The 17,160-nt window shown below is 64.1% G+C and carries 10 protein-coding genes and 3 pseudogenes; 5 read left to right on the top strand and 8 right to left on the bottom strand.

Annotation, left to right across the window (positions count from 1 at the left end; genetic code table 11):
- Positions 1 to 608: 608 nt before the first annotated feature.
- From AC1DZQ_RS15390 to AC1DZQ_RS15400, 3 genes and pseudogenes are all read right to left on the bottom strand, one after another.
- Positions 609 to 1,197 (bottom strand): annotated as a pseudogene (locus AC1DZQ_RS15390) (hypothetical protein).
- A 13-nt stretch (positions 1,198 to 1,210) separates the two neighbouring features.
- Positions 1,211 to 2,358 (bottom strand): annotated as a pseudogene (locus tag AC1DZQ_RS15395) (zinc-dependent alcohol dehydrogenase).
- Positions 2,359 to 2,417: 59 nt separating this feature from the next.
- On the bottom strand, positions 2,418 to 3,566 hold the full coding sequence (locus tag AC1DZQ_RS15400; RefSeq protein ID WP_476964315.1) for a glutathione-independent formaldehyde dehydrogenase: 1,149 nt from the start codon (positions 3,564 to 3,566) through the stop codon (positions 2,418 to 2,420).
- A gap of 779 nt (positions 3,567 to 4,345) precedes the next feature.
- Between AC1DZQ_RS15400 and AC1DZQ_RS15405 the strand changes: the two genes are divergently transcribed.
- Positions 4,346 to 4,549, top strand: a complete 204-nt coding sequence (locus tag AC1DZQ_RS15405) for a hypothetical protein (protein ID WP_476964316.1) — start codon at positions 4,346 to 4,348, stop codon at positions 4,547 to 4,549.
- A 606-nt stretch (positions 4,550 to 5,155) separates the two neighbouring features.
- Here the strand turns inward: AC1DZQ_RS15405 and AC1DZQ_RS15410 are convergent.
- Positions 5,156 to 6,673, bottom strand: a complete 1,518-nt coding sequence (locus AC1DZQ_RS15410) for a CYTH and CHAD domain-containing protein (RefSeq protein WP_476964317.1) — start codon at positions 6,671 to 6,673, stop codon at positions 5,156 to 5,158.
- Positions 6,674 to 8,657: 1,984 nt separating this feature from the next.
- On the opposite strand from AC1DZQ_RS15410, the gene AC1DZQ_RS15415 reads away from it, so the two are divergent.
- From AC1DZQ_RS15415 to AC1DZQ_RS15430, 4 genes and pseudogenes are all read left to right on the top strand, one after another.
- Positions 8,658 to 9,956 carry a sensor domain-containing phosphodiesterase gene (locus tag AC1DZQ_RS15415; RefSeq protein ID WP_476964318.1) on the top strand — a complete coding sequence of 433 codons (1,299 nt, stop codon included), beginning with the start codon at positions 8,658 to 8,660 and terminating at the stop codon, positions 9,954 to 9,956.
- Between the two features lie 66 nt (positions 9,957 to 10,022).
- A complete protein-coding gene (locus AC1DZQ_RS15420; RefSeq protein ID WP_476964319.1) occupies positions 10,023 to 10,751 on the top strand; it encodes a hypothetical protein in 729 nt (242 codons plus the stop codon).
- A 113-nt stretch (positions 10,752 to 10,864) separates the two neighbouring features.
- Positions 10,865 to 11,167: pseudogene (locus AC1DZQ_RS15425) on the top strand (DUF4193 domain-containing protein).
- Positions 11,168 to 11,538: 371 nt separating this feature from the next.
- Positions 11,539 to 12,630, top strand: coding sequence for an IS110 family RNA-guided transposase (locus tag AC1DZQ_RS15430; protein ID WP_476964320.1), 1,092 nt, complete (start codon positions 11,539 to 11,541; stop codon positions 12,628 to 12,630).
- Between the two features lie 384 nt (positions 12,631 to 13,014).
- Here AC1DZQ_RS15430 and AC1DZQ_RS15435 read toward each other — a convergent pair whose 3' ends face one another.
- The 4 genes from AC1DZQ_RS15435 to galT all read right to left on the bottom strand — a co-directional run bounded on the left by AC1DZQ_RS15435 (position 13,015) and on the right by galT (position 17,077).
- Positions 13,015 to 14,055 (bottom strand): helix-turn-helix domain-containing protein, encoded by a 1,041-nt coding sequence (locus AC1DZQ_RS15435; protein ID WP_476964321.1) that lies wholly within the window; start codon positions 14,053 to 14,055, stop codon positions 13,015 to 13,017.
- A gap of 225 nt (positions 14,056 to 14,280) precedes the next feature.
- Positions 14,281 to 14,709, bottom strand: coding sequence for an NAD-dependent epimerase/dehydratase family protein (locus tag AC1DZQ_RS15440; protein ID WP_476964322.1), 429 nt, complete (start codon positions 14,707 to 14,709; stop codon positions 14,281 to 14,283).
- On the bottom strand, positions 14,706 to 15,878 hold the full coding sequence (galK, locus tag AC1DZQ_RS15445; protein ID WP_476964323.1) for a galactokinase: 1,173 nt from the start codon (positions 15,876 to 15,878) through the stop codon (positions 14,706 to 14,708). Before galK ends, AC1DZQ_RS15440 begins: the two co-directional genes overlap by 4 nt.
- A gap of 44 nt (positions 15,879 to 15,922) precedes the next feature.
- Entirely contained in the window at positions 15,923 to 17,077 is a 1,155-nt protein-coding gene (gene galT, locus AC1DZQ_RS15450) for a galactose-1-phosphate uridylyltransferase (protein ID WP_476964324.1), read from the bottom strand.
- Positions 17,078 to 17,160: the final 83 nt, after the last annotated feature.

A 17,160-nucleotide genomic window follows, 5' to 3' on the forward strand; every position in this document is an offset into this window, starting at 1 on the left:
CGCAATGATCTGAACTAGCCAATCTTGGGGTGTACACCGTCCACACTTCGGGCCCCGGATCGAGTCGTACATGGGTCGGATCGGGCCGGATTCCTCATGTTTTAGCGGGAGTCCAGTGTTTGCATGGGTTGGAATGCGGTTCGAGGCCCACCTAGGGCACGTGTTTTCGCTGTTCAGGGGCTTGTGGGCCGCTGAGTGTGCACACATCTCCTTTTATGGGCCCCTGCGGGGCCCATTTTTGTTGGTGCCGGGTGTTCTGCGGCTCCTTCTCGTGGCTTGGACAGCGGTGTTGCCGCGTACTCCTTCATGGCCGGGAGCGCTTGGAACTGCATGACTTGCTGCGACTTGTCGTCAAACCCTCATAATCATCCCGATCGGCAGCCGGAACTCCTGGGAACCTCTTGTCATGCCCTCGATGATGTTCTCGAGCATCGTGTAGGGCCGGGCGAACCTATCCGCTTTGGTGACGGGAAGAGCCTCACCGGGACGGACAGCCGGTAGGGTCTCCCGCAGTCCGTGCCGATGAGTGGAGGGCAGCACGCCGGGAAGCGCCAAGCAGATGCGTGCCGTTGACGCGCCCGCGGTCCGCCGCGCTGGGGGAACGGGTGTCAGGCGACGCGGCGCTTTCGCAGGGTCTTGAGCGTGGCGGCTGCGACTCCGCCGGCCGCCAGCGCCCAGGGGGCGCCGACGATGACGGGATCGATCCACTGATGGCTCAGGTCGGCGCGCTTTTTACCGAAGCGGGAGGAGATCCCGCGGCGCGAAAGCTCACTGAGCACCCCCGTCTCGGTGACCGGATTGTCCGGGCGAAGAGTGGCGAACGAGCTCAGGTGGTGTTCCCAGGCGTCCACCCTGTCCGCTGCGATGAGCAGTAACCAGTGCGCGGCTCGGCCCTCGCTGTACTTGTAGGCGTACTTCCGGATGGCACCGGATGCCCCCCCTGGGAGGGGTGGAGGTCCCAAAAACGGGGGTCATGAATGCGTGTTCGATGGACCGTTCCCGGGGCCACTTCGCTTCCTGGCGTTCAGGGAAGTCCCAGTGCGCACCGGTCTCGATTCCGGGCTGCTCACGAGGGTAGGAGGGTCTGTCCATCGGGTCGAGGTCTGCGCCCCATCCCGGGATCCGGGCCCGCAGGTCCTCCGCGGACTCCTTCAGCGCCGGTTTGCCGGCGGTGTAGGGCGTTGGTATCTCAACCATGATGCTCTTCCTTTCAGGCTGCGGTGGAAACGATGAGGGGTTTGATGCAGTCATCGAGCTTGGCGGAGAAGATGTGGTATCCCTCGGCGATGTGTTCCAGCGGGATGCGGTGGGTGACGATGTCGCTGGGCTTGAGGTACCCGTTCCGGACGTGTTCGAATAACCGCGGCCATTGCCGTTTGACCGGGCACTGATTCATCCGCAGTGTCAGGCCCTTGTTCATGGCGTCGCCGAATTTCACGGCGCTGAAGATCGGGCCGTAGGCGCCCACCACGGACACGGACCCGCCTTGCGGACGGAATCGATGGCCCAGTTCAGGGCAATGGGGGAGCCGCCCTGCCATTTCAGCTTGCTGCTGGTGACATGCTGGAGGAAGTTGCCGTCCGCCTCGGCCCCGACCGCGTCGATGACGACGTCGGCGCCCAGGTAGTCGGTTTCCTTCTTCAGGTGCACGACAATGTCGTCGTATTCCACGAAGTTGTACGTCTCGGCGTGCGCGAACGAACGGGCCTTCTCGAGCCGGTACTCCGGGTGGTCGATCACGACCACCCGGCCGGCGCCCATCAACCAGGCGGACTTGGCGGCGAACAGGCCCACCGGGCCGGCGCCGAACACCACGACGGTGTCGCCCTCAACGATGTCGCCCAGCTGGGCCCCGAAGTAACCGGTGGGAAGCGCATCGGTGAGCAGGACGGCGTCCTCGTCATCCATCTAGTCCGGAATCAGGCCCGGCCCGACGTCCGCGAACGGCACGCGCACGAACTCAGCCTGGCCGCCGTCGTACCCCCCGCAGGTGTGGGAGTAGCCGTAGATGCCGCCCACCGCCGTGGCGTTGGGGTTGACGTTATGGCAGTTCGAATACAGCCCGCGGGAGCAGAAGTAGCAGGAGCCGCAATACACGTTGAACGGGACCATCACCCGATCCCCGGGTTTCAGCCGCTCCACCGACGGGCCCACCTGCTCCACCACGCCGATGAATTCGTGCCCGAAGGTCATGCCCACCCGGGTGTCAGGCATCATGCCGTGGTAGAGGTGCAGGTCGGAGCCGCAGATGGCCGCCAGCTTCACGCGGACGATTGCATCATTGGGATGCTCCATCGGAGGCATGTCCTTTTCTTCCACGCGCACCTTGTAGGGCCCGCGATACACCATTGACCGCATCAGTACCGCCTCCGGGAAGTAGTTCGTTTCGGCATCGAGATTCTCCTGTCCGGGACCGTTCAGGCGTTGGCTGGGTGGAGGACGACTTTGGTCCAGCCGTCTTCGCGGCTGTCGAAGTTCCGGTAGCCGTCGGGGGCCTGATCCAGCGGCAGCTCATGGCTGACGATGAAGGAGGGGCTGGCCTTGCCGCCAGCGATCAAATCGCGCAGGGCCCGGTTGTATTTCTTGACCGGGCACTGTCCCGAGCCCATCGTTTGTCCCTTGAACCAGTAGTTCCCGTAGTCGAAGGCGACCTGGCCCTGCTGGGCGAGTTTGTCGGGAGCCCCCGGGTCCTGGGGCAGAAACACGCCGACGACGCCCAGGCCACCGACGAACCGGACGGAGTCTACGAGCCGGTTCAGGGTGAGGTTGGGCTGTTCGTTTCCGCCCGGATCGTGCGCCTGGTAACCGACGCATTCGCAGCCCCGGTCGGCCCCGAATCCCATGGTCTGGTCTTTGACGAATTCGACAGGGTCCACCTCGGAATCATTCACAGGGATGGCGCCGATCTGTTCGGCCAGCTTGAGACGGTCGCTTTGGCGGTCCACGACCATGACTTTGCCGGCGCCTTTGATAATGGCCGAGTAGGCTGCCATGAGCCCGACGGGTCCTGCACCATAGATGACAACGGAGTCTCCCGGGTAAACCCCGGCCAGCTCTGTGGCGTGCCAGCCGGTGGGGAAGATGTCGGCGACCATGACATAGTCGAGTTCCTTCTCCACGGCGTCCTCGCCCAGGCGCAGGCAGTTGAAGTCCCCGTACGGCACACGCAGATATTCGGCCTGTCCGCCCTGGTACGGGCCCATGTCCGCGAAGCCATAGGCTGCGCCGGCGAGCTTGGGCTCGGGCTGCATGGTCAGGCAGTAGTTGGTGAAGCCCCGTTCGCAGTTTTTACAGAATCCGCAGGCGATGTTGAACGGCAGCACCACACGTTCGCCGACTTTCACTTTGCTGACCGCCGGGCCGGTCTCGACCACTTCGCCCAGGTTCTCGTGTCCAAAAGTGCGCCCGGGCGCAAAGCTGGTGCGGCCCCCATACATGTGCAGGTCAGAGCCGCAGATATTCGACGAGGTGATCCGCACCAGCACGTCGGCGGGATGCTCAATTTTGGCATCGGGTACGTCCTCGACGCTGACGTCGTTGGGTCCTTTGTAGACTACTGCTTTCATTTTTCCGCTCTTTTCTTTATTCCATTCCGATCGTGACCCGGCAGTGGCAGCTTCCGGGCGCGCTGCAAAGCCAGGGGTCTGCAGGAGGGCGGCCCGGAGAAGGCGGCGAAGTGTCACCCGATACGCGTATTGGAGGTGGCAGGGGAATGGGTGAACTTGGATTGCGGCCCCTGAGCCAACCCAAGGCTTCGAGAGGCCAATGGTTTTCAGACGGCAGGCTGTCCGGGAAAATCCCGCCCGGCCGGTCTGTACGCAACAAGAAACTTAATGAGCCTTAATGCTAAGCACCCTTAGTGCCACTGTCGAGGGGTAATCTGAAAATATGTCAGGCATGGTCACCGCTTGGCGGCATCACCTTCTACCGCGGCGACGCCGTACACCCCAGCACGCTGGAAGACCCGACCAACGGACGCATCGCTACAGCCCACTCCAAGAGCCGCGCCCAGGTTATGCGCGCTGGCACCTGCAGAAGGCCGCTCGGTCATCCCGAAGTCGACCCAGCCGTACCGCATCGCCGAGAATACCGACGTCGTTGACTTTGAGCTCACTACTGACGAGCTGGCAGCGATCAAGGCTCTCGAAACGGGCAATCGCGCCCCCCGGCGTTTGATCCGGCCGATGCCGAGGTGGTCGAGTTGTTCAGTATGACTATCCCGGAGGCCTAGGCACCGCTAAAGCCAAGGGCCAGCTGGGAGAGTTCCTGGCCAGGGTCGCGGCTTTGCCCTTGGGATGGGGGACGCGGGCTTCCGTGCCCAGGTTCATGATGGCAGGATGCCAGTATGAGCGAAAGTCACGACGAGAAGACGCGAAAGCATCATCCTCAGGACGGTTTCGCCGGTTCACCTACTACGCAACAGATGCGTACCGTGGGCCAACGCCGACGTGATGCTGAAGAGAAGCTTGAGCATCATTTGGAGGAAGCCCGACACAAGGACGATCCCCGCGATGACAATGCTGTCAATGAGGCGGAAACCGAGCGGTAGACAGCCCTGATGTTTCTGCTATCCAGAACGATGATCGCCTAACGACAGCTGTCCGCTTGGACAAGTGATCGCCAACCGGGGCGTTGCGGGCCACGCTGACGGGTTAAACGGGGAGTATTCCCACGAATCGATTCGCCCCCTGTCCTTTCCCGACAGGGAGACTTAGTCTGGGGATCCCTTCCGTTTTGAGGCCAGGCCTTGGGGTAGTCCATGACTCTTCCGCCGCAATGCGAACCCGACCCGTTTCCGCCAGCTCGGACCGCTGCCCGACTCTCCGGATCCGTCATTCCCGTGCCTGCCCCGGGGTCTCCCGATCCGACGTTTCCTGGGCCAAGCCCTGTACCGGGTCCGAGTCCGTCCGGACCGGATCCCACGATTCCCCTCGCCACCCGGCCTCTTCGCAGTAGGCCTACGTAAACGTCGCTGAGACTCGCGCGATACCTGTGGCTCCGATAGGCCGCCCGGACGCGCACTACCCTGCGAAATAGCCGCAGCAATCAGAATCTCGCTCGCTCTTTGTTTCCCCATGGTTCCACCCTAGATGCGCCGCAAGCGGATGCCGTGTCGGTCTAGAGAGGCCTTCTGCAGGCTTGCCCGGGGGATGGGTCAGCGGCCCAGCCGGCGGCCGCGGGTCTTCTTGCGCAGTTTCCGGTACGCAGCCTCAGTTTTCGCGGCCGTTTCGACTTCCTGCCTGGTCAGGGCCGTGTAGACGGCGGCGGTTCCGGCAGCCATGTCCGGTGCCGTGGCGAGCCGGTGCAGGAGTTCTCGGGCGAGGACGGTGTTCTGGTGGTCGCCGAGAACGCCTTGGATTCTGCGGCCCGTATTTTCCAGCGCACGGGCCTGTTTCCCGTGGACGGCTGCGACGGATTCTGCGGCGTGACGCAGGCGTGTGGCGTCTTTGCAGACCTGATGGAGTGCGGCGTCGTATTCGGCGGCTCCGGCTGCCTTTCTGGCGGCCCTGTGGGCGCGGTCCAACTGGCGGGCGGCCTTGTTCACCAGCCGTGCGCTGGTTTTGCGGGCCGGCTTGGAGGCTTTGGATTTCGCGGGTGGGTTGTCGCGGAAGTGTTCCAGGGCGGTCAGGATCCGGTAGTACCGAGGCGAGTTGAGCGTTGCCAGGGCGTGTTGGTATCCGGTGTTGTAGGCGGTGCCGAGTTCGTGTTCGAGCTGTCCACGAGCGGGTCCTGAGGCCTGTGCTTCGGGCAGGGCGTGCAGGTTTGCGAGGATCTTCCCGCTCATCACTTCGGCGTCGCGGGGGCGGCCCAGGATTCGCCCGAGCCACTGGAGGTCCCTTTCCAGCCCGACGAGGGCGCCCCTGGTGAATAGGGTCCGGTAAGTCCGCAGCACGGACCGGGTCCGGCGGGCAGCAGAGTTCATCTGGTGCAGGGAGTCCGGCAAGCCTTGCCTGACTCCGGCGTCATGGGTGAGGAGTTCGTTGATCTGCACGCTCACGTAGGCGGTCACGACGTCACGGACGGGGCCCTTCTTCCGCGCCGGACCGGGTTCGGCGGTCGGGGCCCCAGGCCAGGACGTGCCGAGGGCGCGGGCGAGTTTGGAGGTGTGGGCCGCTGGTACGGCCCCGGCAGCCTCCAAGGCCGGCTGCGCGGCGGTGAAGAGCTCGGGGGTGGCGTGGACGAGCTCGAGTTCCCATTCACGCCAGTGCTTTTCCGGGCCCGGCCCGGGGAGGATGACGGCGTGGACGCGATCATCGGTGAAATCGGCGAGGTGTTCTCCCTCATGCCCGTGCAGCCGGTAGGTGCTGCGCCGGGTTGACAGACGGGCAACGGGCGAGAGGTTGTGACCACGGGTCAAGGCGGTCAGTTGTTCGAGCAGTTCGGCGGGGACATGGTCGGGCTGGCCGAGGGGAGCCTGGATTTCCCTGCGGCTGTCCCGTCCGCTTGGCAGTTTCAGATGCCAGCCCTGGTCCGTGCCGCCGGTGCGGCGGCGCAGGGTAACGCCCCGGGCGGCGAGTTCCAGCTCTGCGGTGTCATAGTAGACGGCCTCCAGAAACATTTCTGTGGGTTCGCCGGACTGTTCGACGCCGGCAATGCCCGCGAACACGGGGACCCTTGCGGTCTGGCCGGGGTCGTACTTACGCTCCGTTTCAGTGCTGTGCCGGGATGCCATGACGCTCAGACCTCTGACGCGGCCGGGTAACGGGCTGTGAGCTCGGCAGTGGCTGTAGGTGTGTTCGTCATTGCAGGTCCTTGCCTGGGCACCGGAGTGTGGCAGCGGCCCGGGTGAAATGCCGCCCCGGGCCGTGCATTGATTCTAGGGCCGCGTCGGCTAACGGGCCAGAGCGATTCGTCCAGTTTTCGGGGCCGGGGCGGACCGTCCACGCGCTGACGTGGTCGTCGTCTCCTTGGCTGGCCGGCCAAGCTGTACAAGGAATCACGTCCGTCGGCTGGCGGCCGTAATCGAGAGATGCCCCGACAGGCTCCATGTGGTCCGCTGGGCCCAAACAAGACTCAAGGAAAGATCAACCCAGGTCCACGCTGGCTAACGGCAAGGCCCGGGCCATTAGCACCAGGTTTCCGGGGTTTCCCCTATCCTTGCCGAGTGCCTCGGCCAGAGGCCCGGGGACGCTCCGGCCGCCAGCGACACGTGGGGCACAATGAGAATCCATTTGCGGCAGATACGTGATGTCCAAGGCCGCCGGGGATCTCCTCAGCCAGTTTATGGCTAAGGAGATTGAAGGCAGCCCGCCGCCGCCGAGTTGGAAGGTCGCTCCGAATAGACACGCCAAGCAAGACGGCCCTCTCGGCCGCTGGTTTCAGTATGGGGAGGGCTCCACCTGCCCCCAGGGGGCACAACCCGGGTGGGTTCGTTGCTGCTGCCATGGTTCAGGTTGCGCTGCGAATCTTCGCTGATCGCTCCACAGTGGAGGTTGGGCTAATTCGCTGGTTAGTAGGCGATCCGCGCGGGAACAGGACCTGCTCGAGGCCAGAGATTTTTCGGCCAATTTGGCTGGCCTCGTTCCGAGCGTGGTGAGCACCAACGAGCGTTTGTGTTTCGCCAGAAGTTGGGCTTGCCGGTCCCCATCGCGGACTAGCGCACCGCGGCAATGGACTGGGCCGGCGGACAGAAGGGGGCATAGACCGGCCGTCGACCGTGGACAACTCTGAGTCATCCGCCTCGACTCCGTGGCGAGCTGTCAGGCGACCGACCAGTCTGCGACCAGAATCCCTAAGTGGCAGGGGCCAGGGGCACCGGACTCGGAAGTCCTCCCTGAGATCGAGTCCACAGCATAGGGACGCACACTGACCCCAGGCTCGGTTGACGAGACTCCTGCACGAAGTGATCGGTCCGGGATTAAAGAATGCACACTTTGGAACAAAGCCGCACTTCTTTGCACGACCAACAACCGTAGGATTTTGAAAGCGGTCACACAGCTTTCGGCGGGGCAACTCCGGCCGGAAGGGCTGGGCCGTTTGTGCCGTCAAGGCCCGGCCCCGCGACCCATAAAGACCTTTCCGTGCCGCATGCGTGGCTCCGGTCCGGGGGATGCCGGCCGCGAGAGCGAACTGCATATGAGTGCTACCAGAACAGGAACGACCCATGATCACCGTCGCCACCGGGCCTACCTATCGTCACAGGAGACGAGCCCCAGTTGATCGCCGAACGCCTCGATGCCGCTGAGAAATTGGCTCGGGAAGGGGCTCTCAGGGAAGGCAACCACGGAATTCTCGTGACCCTCCATGGACCGACCTCGTTCACAGTAAATCTGAGCCCAGAAGTTCCCTACGGAATCACTAAGGAACGCGATCTCGCCTAAGACCGGGACAGTGCTGGCAAGAACGATGTCAGGGCAGCCTGATCCTGGATATGCCCTGCCGCGTCACGCCGGCCTTGGACGGACAACTGCCGATGCTGCCCCCAGCTGACCAATACCCGAATCGAGCACGGAAGAAGAAGACCCGCATGTCACCAGACGCGATACTTCACCACACTGCCCTCACGACTGATGCAGCGGCGTAACGCGTTCATGGGAACATCACTTCGTCGACGGCCGTTGTTCGCCTATCCAGCGTCGACTGACAGCGGCCAGCCCCGGACAACACCGGGTGGTCGATGGTTGCTGGCCGTTCTGTCCCTCGAACTGGTATCGGCGATGTCAGTGCTCCTGCCTCTCCTGCTTGGTCTTGAGCCGTGGGGCGGCCGTGAGGCCCCCGCGAGGATATCCACGATCGCCTCGGTCCTGCTCCTTCCGGTCGTCCTTCATGCCGCCTGGCGCCTTATTCGGCAACAGCGCCGCGATCGGATCGAGGCATCAACTACCGCCAGCTTCATGGAGACCGTCCTGAGCACATCCCGGGAGTGGCTTTGGGCCGTCGCAGCCGACGGCCGGTTTACCTTCTCCAGCCGCGCGAGTCGGGAACTACTAGGCTACGAGCCCTCCGAACTGGTGGGACGCCCGTGCAGCCTCATCATCGACCTTGCTGACCTCAAGGCCGCGCGGAACCCAGATCCACGCGCGGCCCGGGAAGGGTTTGTGCTGTCCGCCCGCCACCGGGGTGGGCGGAGTCTGAGCGTTGAGGTCGTCGGCCGACGCCGATTCGACAGGGAAGGCCGGGGATCAGGGTTCGAGGGAATCGCGCGGCCGCTGGATGTCTCCACGGCAGAGAGCCCGGCGGACCAAGAAGTCAGGGCGCGCCTCGATCGCCTGTTCGCCACCCGGACATTGATAACGGCGTTTCAGCCGATCCGTGTCTTGGGAACCGGCGAGATTGTCGGTGCCGAAGCGCTCACTCGATTCGTCAGCTCGCCCATCAGGTCTCCGGATCAATGGTTCGACGAGGCGGATGCAATCGGGCGGGGCCTGGACCTCGAATTCCTTGCCTTGGAAACTGCCTTGCTTGCCGCAGCGGAGCTGCCTGCCCATCTCTATGTTGCCGTGAATCTCTCGCCGACGGCCTGCGTTGATCCGAGGCTAAGTGACATCGTGAGGGATTCCGGTCTGAAACCCGGGCGAATCGTCGTGGAGCTGACTGAGCGCTCAGCCGTAGCTGACTATGCACCTCTCGCAGCAGCGCTGGCCCCACTTAGAAGCGCTGGGCTACGTATAGCTATCGACGACGTCGGCGCCGGGTTCTCGTGCATGCGCCACATCCTGAGGCTCAGCCCAGAACTGATCAAACTTGACCGGACAATCCTGGCGGGAATCGACAACAGCCCCAACCAGAGAGCCTTGTACGCGGCGATGGTCAGCTTCTCGTCACAAATCGGGGCAAGTCTTGTCGCCGAGGGAATCGAAACCAATTCAGAACTGGCCACGGTAACTGAACTAGGAGTCAACGCCGGGCAAGGCTACCTCTTGGGACGACCATCTGTGCTTCCGGCGGACTGGTCCCATTGGAGACAGCGGAACCGGTCGTCAACGAGTGGAAATGACGATTTTCATGAAATCTAAGGCCGATCCCTCGGAGCCGGCCCGTCTCCCGAGCAGTGTTCCCACGACTATACGGAAAGTATTCAGATGACATCAGCTCCCGAAACCGTCTCCTGGACGATGCTTACAGGTGCAGACGCCGCCCGGGACCACATCCGCGGTGCTGCGGTTGAATCAGGTTTCAGGGCCACGTCCTTCGATGAGGACAGTATCACTATCGAGATACCATCTTCCCTCCGCAAGCGACGCCGAGCCGCGAAGCTTACCGCTGCCGTGCGGCGGTCCGCGCGTGGGGCAGACGTAGCCTGGACAGGAGATTCCGGCCCGCTGAACCACGATCATCTCGCCAGTATCGAGGAAAAGCTGCCCGAGGGTGTCATGTATTACCACGGGCTTGAGGACGCCGCGTTGAGGGCAGGTCTGTCCTTGGGGGGACCAACCACGTTACGTGTCATCGTTCGCGCGCTGGCTCGAGACGAAACCGTCCGAGCTATCGGGATGGGGCACCTGAATGAGACCGCAGGACACGTCGTCCTCACGACCAGGCGCCTTCTCGTCATCGAAGCGTCCGGCCTCGGCTCGCGAGCACTCCTTGATGCCCCGCACGGATCCATCGAAGCACTGTCGCTGGGGAAGAGGATCACCGGAGAGATCCTCAGGGTCGCCCTGTCCGCAGGCCCGATCGTGATTTCACGGCTCGGCCATGGGGAAGGCCACGGCATCGTCAAGAGCTACAGGGATGACCAGAAGGAACGCGCCCGCTTCGTACCCTCCTCCGCGGGGCACAGTGTGGCCCCTGGTACCCGAAGTCCGTGACCGCAGAGTCCCCTTCGATAGGACGCTGGCCAGGCGAACGTGCCGTTTGTGCCGCGGGGCGGCCCCGTGTTTCCACCGGGGCAGATACGAACGACAGAAAGAGAACGACGTAAGTGGCAACCGACTACGACTAAGTACGCTCAGACCTCAAGGACGCACAGAACGGTTCCCTCGAGGCACTCCAATCCGCAAGCGCCCTGGATGCACGCAGCGTCATCCGTGAACTGGATGAGGCCGACGCCATGGACGACGCCATCGTCCCCGGGTGGGAATTTGTCGCCGAGGAATTGATCGTAGTGATTGTCCCCCAGGCCGAGGACGAATTCACCTGCTACTCCTGCTTTCTGGTCCGGCACCGTTCCCAAATCTTCCGCGTAACGAGTGGCCACGCTTACTGTTTTGATTGCGAAGGCTAGGCATTCGGTGTGTAGCGTTAGACACGCAATAGGCCTTTAAATTTCAGACAGAAGGGAAGACCGGCGAAAGCGTGCCACGGACTACATGCCAGGCGAGATTCTGTCCGGCCGGTTCACAGCTGATATGAGTTGAGTCTGTCCTTCACAAACACCTCCGGAGATGTCAGGACGGGATGTATCAGATTCCTTTGAGGACCTGAGGTTGATCCGCGGGATCCTCCCGACACCTTCGGAGGTGTTTGTTATGTCTGTTCAGGGCGTGGTGACCGGTGAATCACCCGTTGTTGTTGCTGTCGACGTTGGCAAGAGGACGGTCGCGTTGTCGGTCACCGATGCCGCCCGGCACCGCCTGTTGGGTCCGGTGGACTTCGATGACCGGACGGGGCCTGGACGGGATCCTCACTCTGATCAAAAGCAGGCTGGCCGGGATGGATGTTCCCGTGAGAGTCGGGATCGAAGCTGCCGGGCATTACCACCGGCCGCTGCTCACCCCGTCCGTGTGGCCCGCGGACTGGCAGGTTCTGGAGCTGAATCCCGCGCACGTGGCCGAGCAGCGCAGGGTCCAGGGACGCCGGCGCATCAAGACCGATGCCCTGGATCTGGAAGCGATCACCGAGCTGGTCCTCAGCGGCAGCGGCCTTCCTGTGACTGCGCGCGAGGCTGTGATCGGTGAACTCGGCGCGTGGGCGGCGCACCGGACCCGCAGGGTCCAGGCGCGGACCGCGACGAAGAACCAGCTGCTGGGCCAGCTGGACCGGGCCTTCCCCGGGCTGACGCTGGCCCTGCCGGACGTGCTCGGCACCAAAGTGGGAAGGCTCATCGCTGCTGAATTCACCGACCCGAAGCGGCTCGCCGCACCGGGCACCGCCCGGTTCATCCGGTTCGCCGCCGTCCGCGGCCTCCACGTTCGGCAGCCGCTGGCCGAACGGCTCGTCCGTGCCGCCCGCGACGCGCTGACCACGGCGGACGCAGCCGTGGCCCGGCAGGTGCTGGCCGCCGATCTGGACCTGCTGACCGAGCTCACCGCGCAGATCGACGCATCCGAGGCAGAGTTCGCCCGGTTGCTTCCGTTGAGCCCGTTCGCGACGCTCACCACGACCCCGGGCTGGGGTGTGGTCCGCGCCGGCAACTACGGCGGCGCCCTGGGCGACCCGCACCGCTGGCCCGGGCCGTCACAGATCTACCGGGCATCGGGTCTGTCCCCCACCCAGTACGAATCGGCAGGCAAACGACGCGACGGATCCATCAGCAGGGAAGGCAACGTGGCCCTACGCCGGGCCCTGATCGATCTCGGCATGGGGCTCTGGTTCAACGACGCGCCCAGCCGGACCTACGCCGCGGCGCTCAGGACCAGAGGCAAGCACGGCGGCGTCATCGCCTGCGCGATGGCGCACCGTGCATCACGGATCGCCTACGCCATGGTCCGGGACCAGGCCACCTACGACCCCGGCCGCTGGAAGTGACAAGCCGCGGCACACCATGATGCCAGCCGGAAATCCCCCTCACGGAACCCACGGAGGTGCCCGCAGGATCCCTTCACAACCCAGGCCGGCGGTGAGACGCTGGAACCGACGAAGGGCCGGACCAGACGCCGATACAGCTATGGCGGACGCTTCCCGCGTTACGCCGCACCTAGCTTGGCGCCCGGCCCTTCGCCCTTGGGCAGCCCGAACGACGCCAGATGACCCGGCAACCGCCGAGGTCGAATAAGTCAGCGTGGGCGCCCTTGGAATCACGCCGGGCCAGCCAACCAAACCGCCACCCCACAGTCACGTCAGAACGCCCGGCCAAACATGCGGCGCGCACTGTCATGCCCGGAGCATGCACTTGACACGACCTATAGCCAGCTAGGTCAGATTCCTTAATTCGGCGGCTCGAATCCGCAGTAGTTCCGGGTTCTCCTGAACTTCGCTAAGCGAGAGACCCGTAAATTCCCTAATGGCACGCCGCATGGCTTGCAGGCTTGCGAACCCGCTGGCGCTTGCTATGTCCGTCAGAGAGCGTTTCCAGGCGGTTGCTTCGGCGAGGAGCTCTAGGGCTTCCAAGGTCCGCAGGGCGCGAATGTGCCCGCTGACTTGGAGCCTTTCGTCTTCGAAGAGGTAGTAAAGGGCTCGGCGTGAAAGAAATGAGTAGGCCACGACCTCGTCAACAGTAAGGGCAGGATTTCTGAAGTTCTTGCGCACGAACTTCTTGATCGCCACGATGCGGGCCAGTTTAAGGTCGCCGGGATCAGCCGGGGTCTCGAGCAACGAACTGACCAGGGCCGTCATCATCGACCGGGCGACCGTTTGGAGACGCTGCACCTCCTGCGCTATGCCCGACCGCTGCCAGCCGGACAAGGCCGGAAGAATCAGCCCACGCATAATCGGGTTTTCTCTGATGTCGGCCAACCCCTGCAGCCGTTTAGCCGATCTTTCGCCCAAGCCCAGCAGCCCTCGGTCGAAGTGCAGCCGCACCGCGCTGAAGCCGGCTGGCGCATAGAAGTTGCCCGGCAAACGAAGATCAAAGAACCTGACTGTACCGGGAGAGACGGCCTCGGAGCGCCCCGAGAAGCTGAACTTGTCACACGAAGTCCTGAAATACACGAGCCAGTCGCTGGGCTCCGGATCTCCGTTCCAGTAGCAACTGGCGGGTTCATTCGTGACATCAACAAGGCTGAACCCGGGACCGTCGAGGCTCAGTGCGGTTGGATTGAAACCCGGTCGCACTAGCTTTTCGGTTTTTTCCAACCGAACAGGAGCATCAATAGCGCTGGCGTACCAGCTCCGCCAATGTTCGAATTTTTCGTCGGGACTCAACCCGGCCGGAACACTGTAACGTCTGGTCTGGTCCTGCGGTGACCCGTCCGGACCGCGGGCAGCGACGTTGTCGCGAGATATGTTTTCCATGGCGTTGGGACCTTCTGGCTAAGCCGAGATTCAATGTGCCCGGTCTGCAACAGCAAGAGTGCTCGTGTTGTACGGAACCTAGTTTAGGCGCTCGCTATTGCCCCTCAAGAAGAACAATGACCTTCCAAGACAGCCATGTGAGGTCGGGCGGCCCAAGGGGAGGACTTCGTGCTTCGGAGCCCGCGGGCCCGGCCCTAGTCCCGGATCAGCCACTCGCCGATCAGCTTAGTTTCGCCGTATGGCGATTCGGGAAGAGTGGGGGTGTCCTCGGTGAAGGTTTACCCGGCCGGCGTTCCGTAAACGGCGGCCGATGAACACGATCCGGCGGAGGCCGGCCCGGTCCATCGCCTTGAGCAGAAGGGCCGCCCCCGTGACGTTGTATTCGTAGGCGACCAGACGCTCTTTGACCGACTTTCCGGCGTATTTGTAGCCGGCCAGGTGGACCACACCGCTCACGCGGTGATCCTCCAGCGATTGCGTGACCTTGTCGCAGTGCAGGGTGCTGGCGTGAATAAAGGGAGCGGCCACCGGGACGAAGTCACGGTCGCCGCTGACGAGCGAGTCGAGCGCCACCGCCGGGATGCCGGCCATCGTGAACGCTTCGAGGACACGGGCGCCGATGTAGCCGGCCGCTCCGGTGATCAACAAAGTCATAGCCGCTGGGCCCCGTCGGCGGGAAGGACGGCGAAGACATCAGGGGTCCTCAAACGGTGCGCGGCGAATCCGTCAAGGACCGCGTCCACGACGCGTCGGGCGGCGTCGGCGGGAACAAGCGCAATGGCGGAGCCGCCAAAGCCGCCGCCAGTCATCCGGGCGCCGATAGCGCCGTTGGCCCGCGCGGTGTCGGCCGCGAGGTTCAATTCGGGGCAGGAGATCTCGAAGTCGTCCCGCATCGATTGGTGGCTCGCGTCCAGTAGGTCACCGATGGCGTGCGGACCGTGAGTTCTCAGTAGGTCAACGGTCCGGGCGACGCGCTCGTTTTCGGTGATGATGTGGCGGACGCGGCGGAACGTTTCCGGGTCCAGTGTGCGCTCGGCGCGGGGGAGATCGGTGCTGTCGAGGTCCCGAAGGGCCGCGACTCCCAGCTGCTGGGCTCCCTGGGCGCAGGATGAACGGCGGGCTGCGTAACCGCCGTCGGCGTGGGCGTGTGAAACCTTGGTGTCGATGACCAGGCAGACCAGTCCGGACTCTTCGAGTCCAAGGGGGACCGGCACGGACTTGCCATCGCGGCAGTCGAGATAGACGGAGGAATTTTTCGTGCCGAGCATGGAGGCGTACTGGTCCATGATGCCGGTGGGGGCGCCGACCACGTTGTTCTCGGCCCGGCGACCTATGTCAGCCAGTTCGGTGCGTTCCAGTCTTGCGCCGCTCAGCTCGGACAGGGCCAGGGCGACGGCGCATTCCAGCGCGGCCGATGAGGACAGTCCGGCCCCGACCGGCACGTCGGAGGAGACATAGAGCTCGAAGCCGGGGACCTGCACGCCGGCCTGTTCCAGTTCCCAGGCCACGCCGGCCGGGTAGGCGGACCAGCCGTGGGCATCTTCGGGGGCGAAGGTGTCCAGATCGAACAGGACCGCTTCCGCCTCTCCGAAGGATGAAACCAGCCTTACTGTCCGGTCGGCCCGGATGGAGACGGCGACGGTAGTGGATCGGTTGATGGCGAACGGCAGGACGAGGCCYTCGTTGTAGTCGGTGTGCTCGCCGATGAGGTTGACCCGGCCCGGTGCCCGCCAGAGGCCGTCGGGTTTGTGGCCGAAATAGTTGGCGAAGGCACCGGTCACCTCCGCAACCTGTCGGTCTGTCTCGGGTTTCGTCGTCGTCATGGTCTTCCTTTGCTGCTGCAGTACTTGGCGGTTTGTGCTGGTTCTCAGGCCGTGGGCAGGGCTGCTGTGGGGACGTCCCGGAGCAGCCGGGCGACGTGCTCGGGGGTGGTGTCGTTGATGAAGGCACCCATGGCGGCTTCGGATCCTGCGAGGTATTTGAGTTTGTCGGCGGCCCGCCGGGGTGAGGTGAGCTGCAGATGCAGGTAGCCTGCCCGCCGCATCTCCGGATCCACCGGGGCCTGGTGCCAGGCGCTGATGTACGGCGTGGGGCTGTTGTAGAGGCCATCCAACCGGCCGAGGAGGTCTGGGTACAGCACCGCGAGTTCGTCACGTTCCGGCCCGGTCAGGGCAGCCAGGTCCGGCACCTGGCGGTGCGGGACCAGGTGGACTTCCAGCGGCCAGCGCGCCGCGAAGGGCACGTAGGCGCTGAAGAATTCGCCCTCGGCGACCATGCGGGACCCGTCAGTGCGTTCTTTCGCCAGGATGTCTCCGGTCAGCGTGCGGGCCCCGCCTGTAGCTTCATGGAAGGCACCTGCGGCGGCGGCCATTACCGCGGCCCGGGGCGTGACGTACGGATAGGCGTAGATCTGCCCGTGCGGGTGATGCAGTGTGACTCCGATGTCCTGGCCCCGGTTCTCGAAACAGAACACCTGCTGCACCCCGGGAAGCGCACTCAGGGCCTCGGTCCGGTGGGCCCAGGCGTCGATCACGGTGCGGACCCGCCCCGTGCCCAGGCCTGCGAAGGTGCCGGTGTGTTCGGGGGTGAAGGCCACCACTTCGCACCGGCCCCCCGCTATCCCGCGGGTTCCCCACGCCGGTGCACCCGGTGCCGCGGCGAAGTCGGGACCGAGGGAGGGGAACCGGTTTTCGAACACGACCACGTCGTAGTCCGATGCCGGGATCTCCGAGGCCCTGCCGGGCGTGCTGGGGCAGAGAGGGCATTCATCGGCCGGTGGGAGGTGGGTCCGGTGCTGCCGGTGCGCGGCGACAGCCACCCATTCCCCGGTCAGAGCGTCGTAACGGACCTCCCCGGACGGGCCGCGGACCGGCAGTTCTCGACCGTCGGCTGCGGCTTCCCGGTCCGGCGATATGGTGCCGCGGTCGTCAAAATAGAGCATTTCGCGGCCGTCGGCCAGTAGCGTCCGGGTTGCCGACGCGGCTGTTCCGAGAGCGGCGGTTGGACTGGTGATGCTGGTCATGAGTGGTCCTTCGAGTTTGTAGTCATCAAGGGGGTCCCCGCCGGCACCGGCCTGCCGGGTCCTGTGCGGAAACTCCAGCGGGG

Source organism: Arthrobacter sp. P1_C12_2, assembly GCF_056406415.1.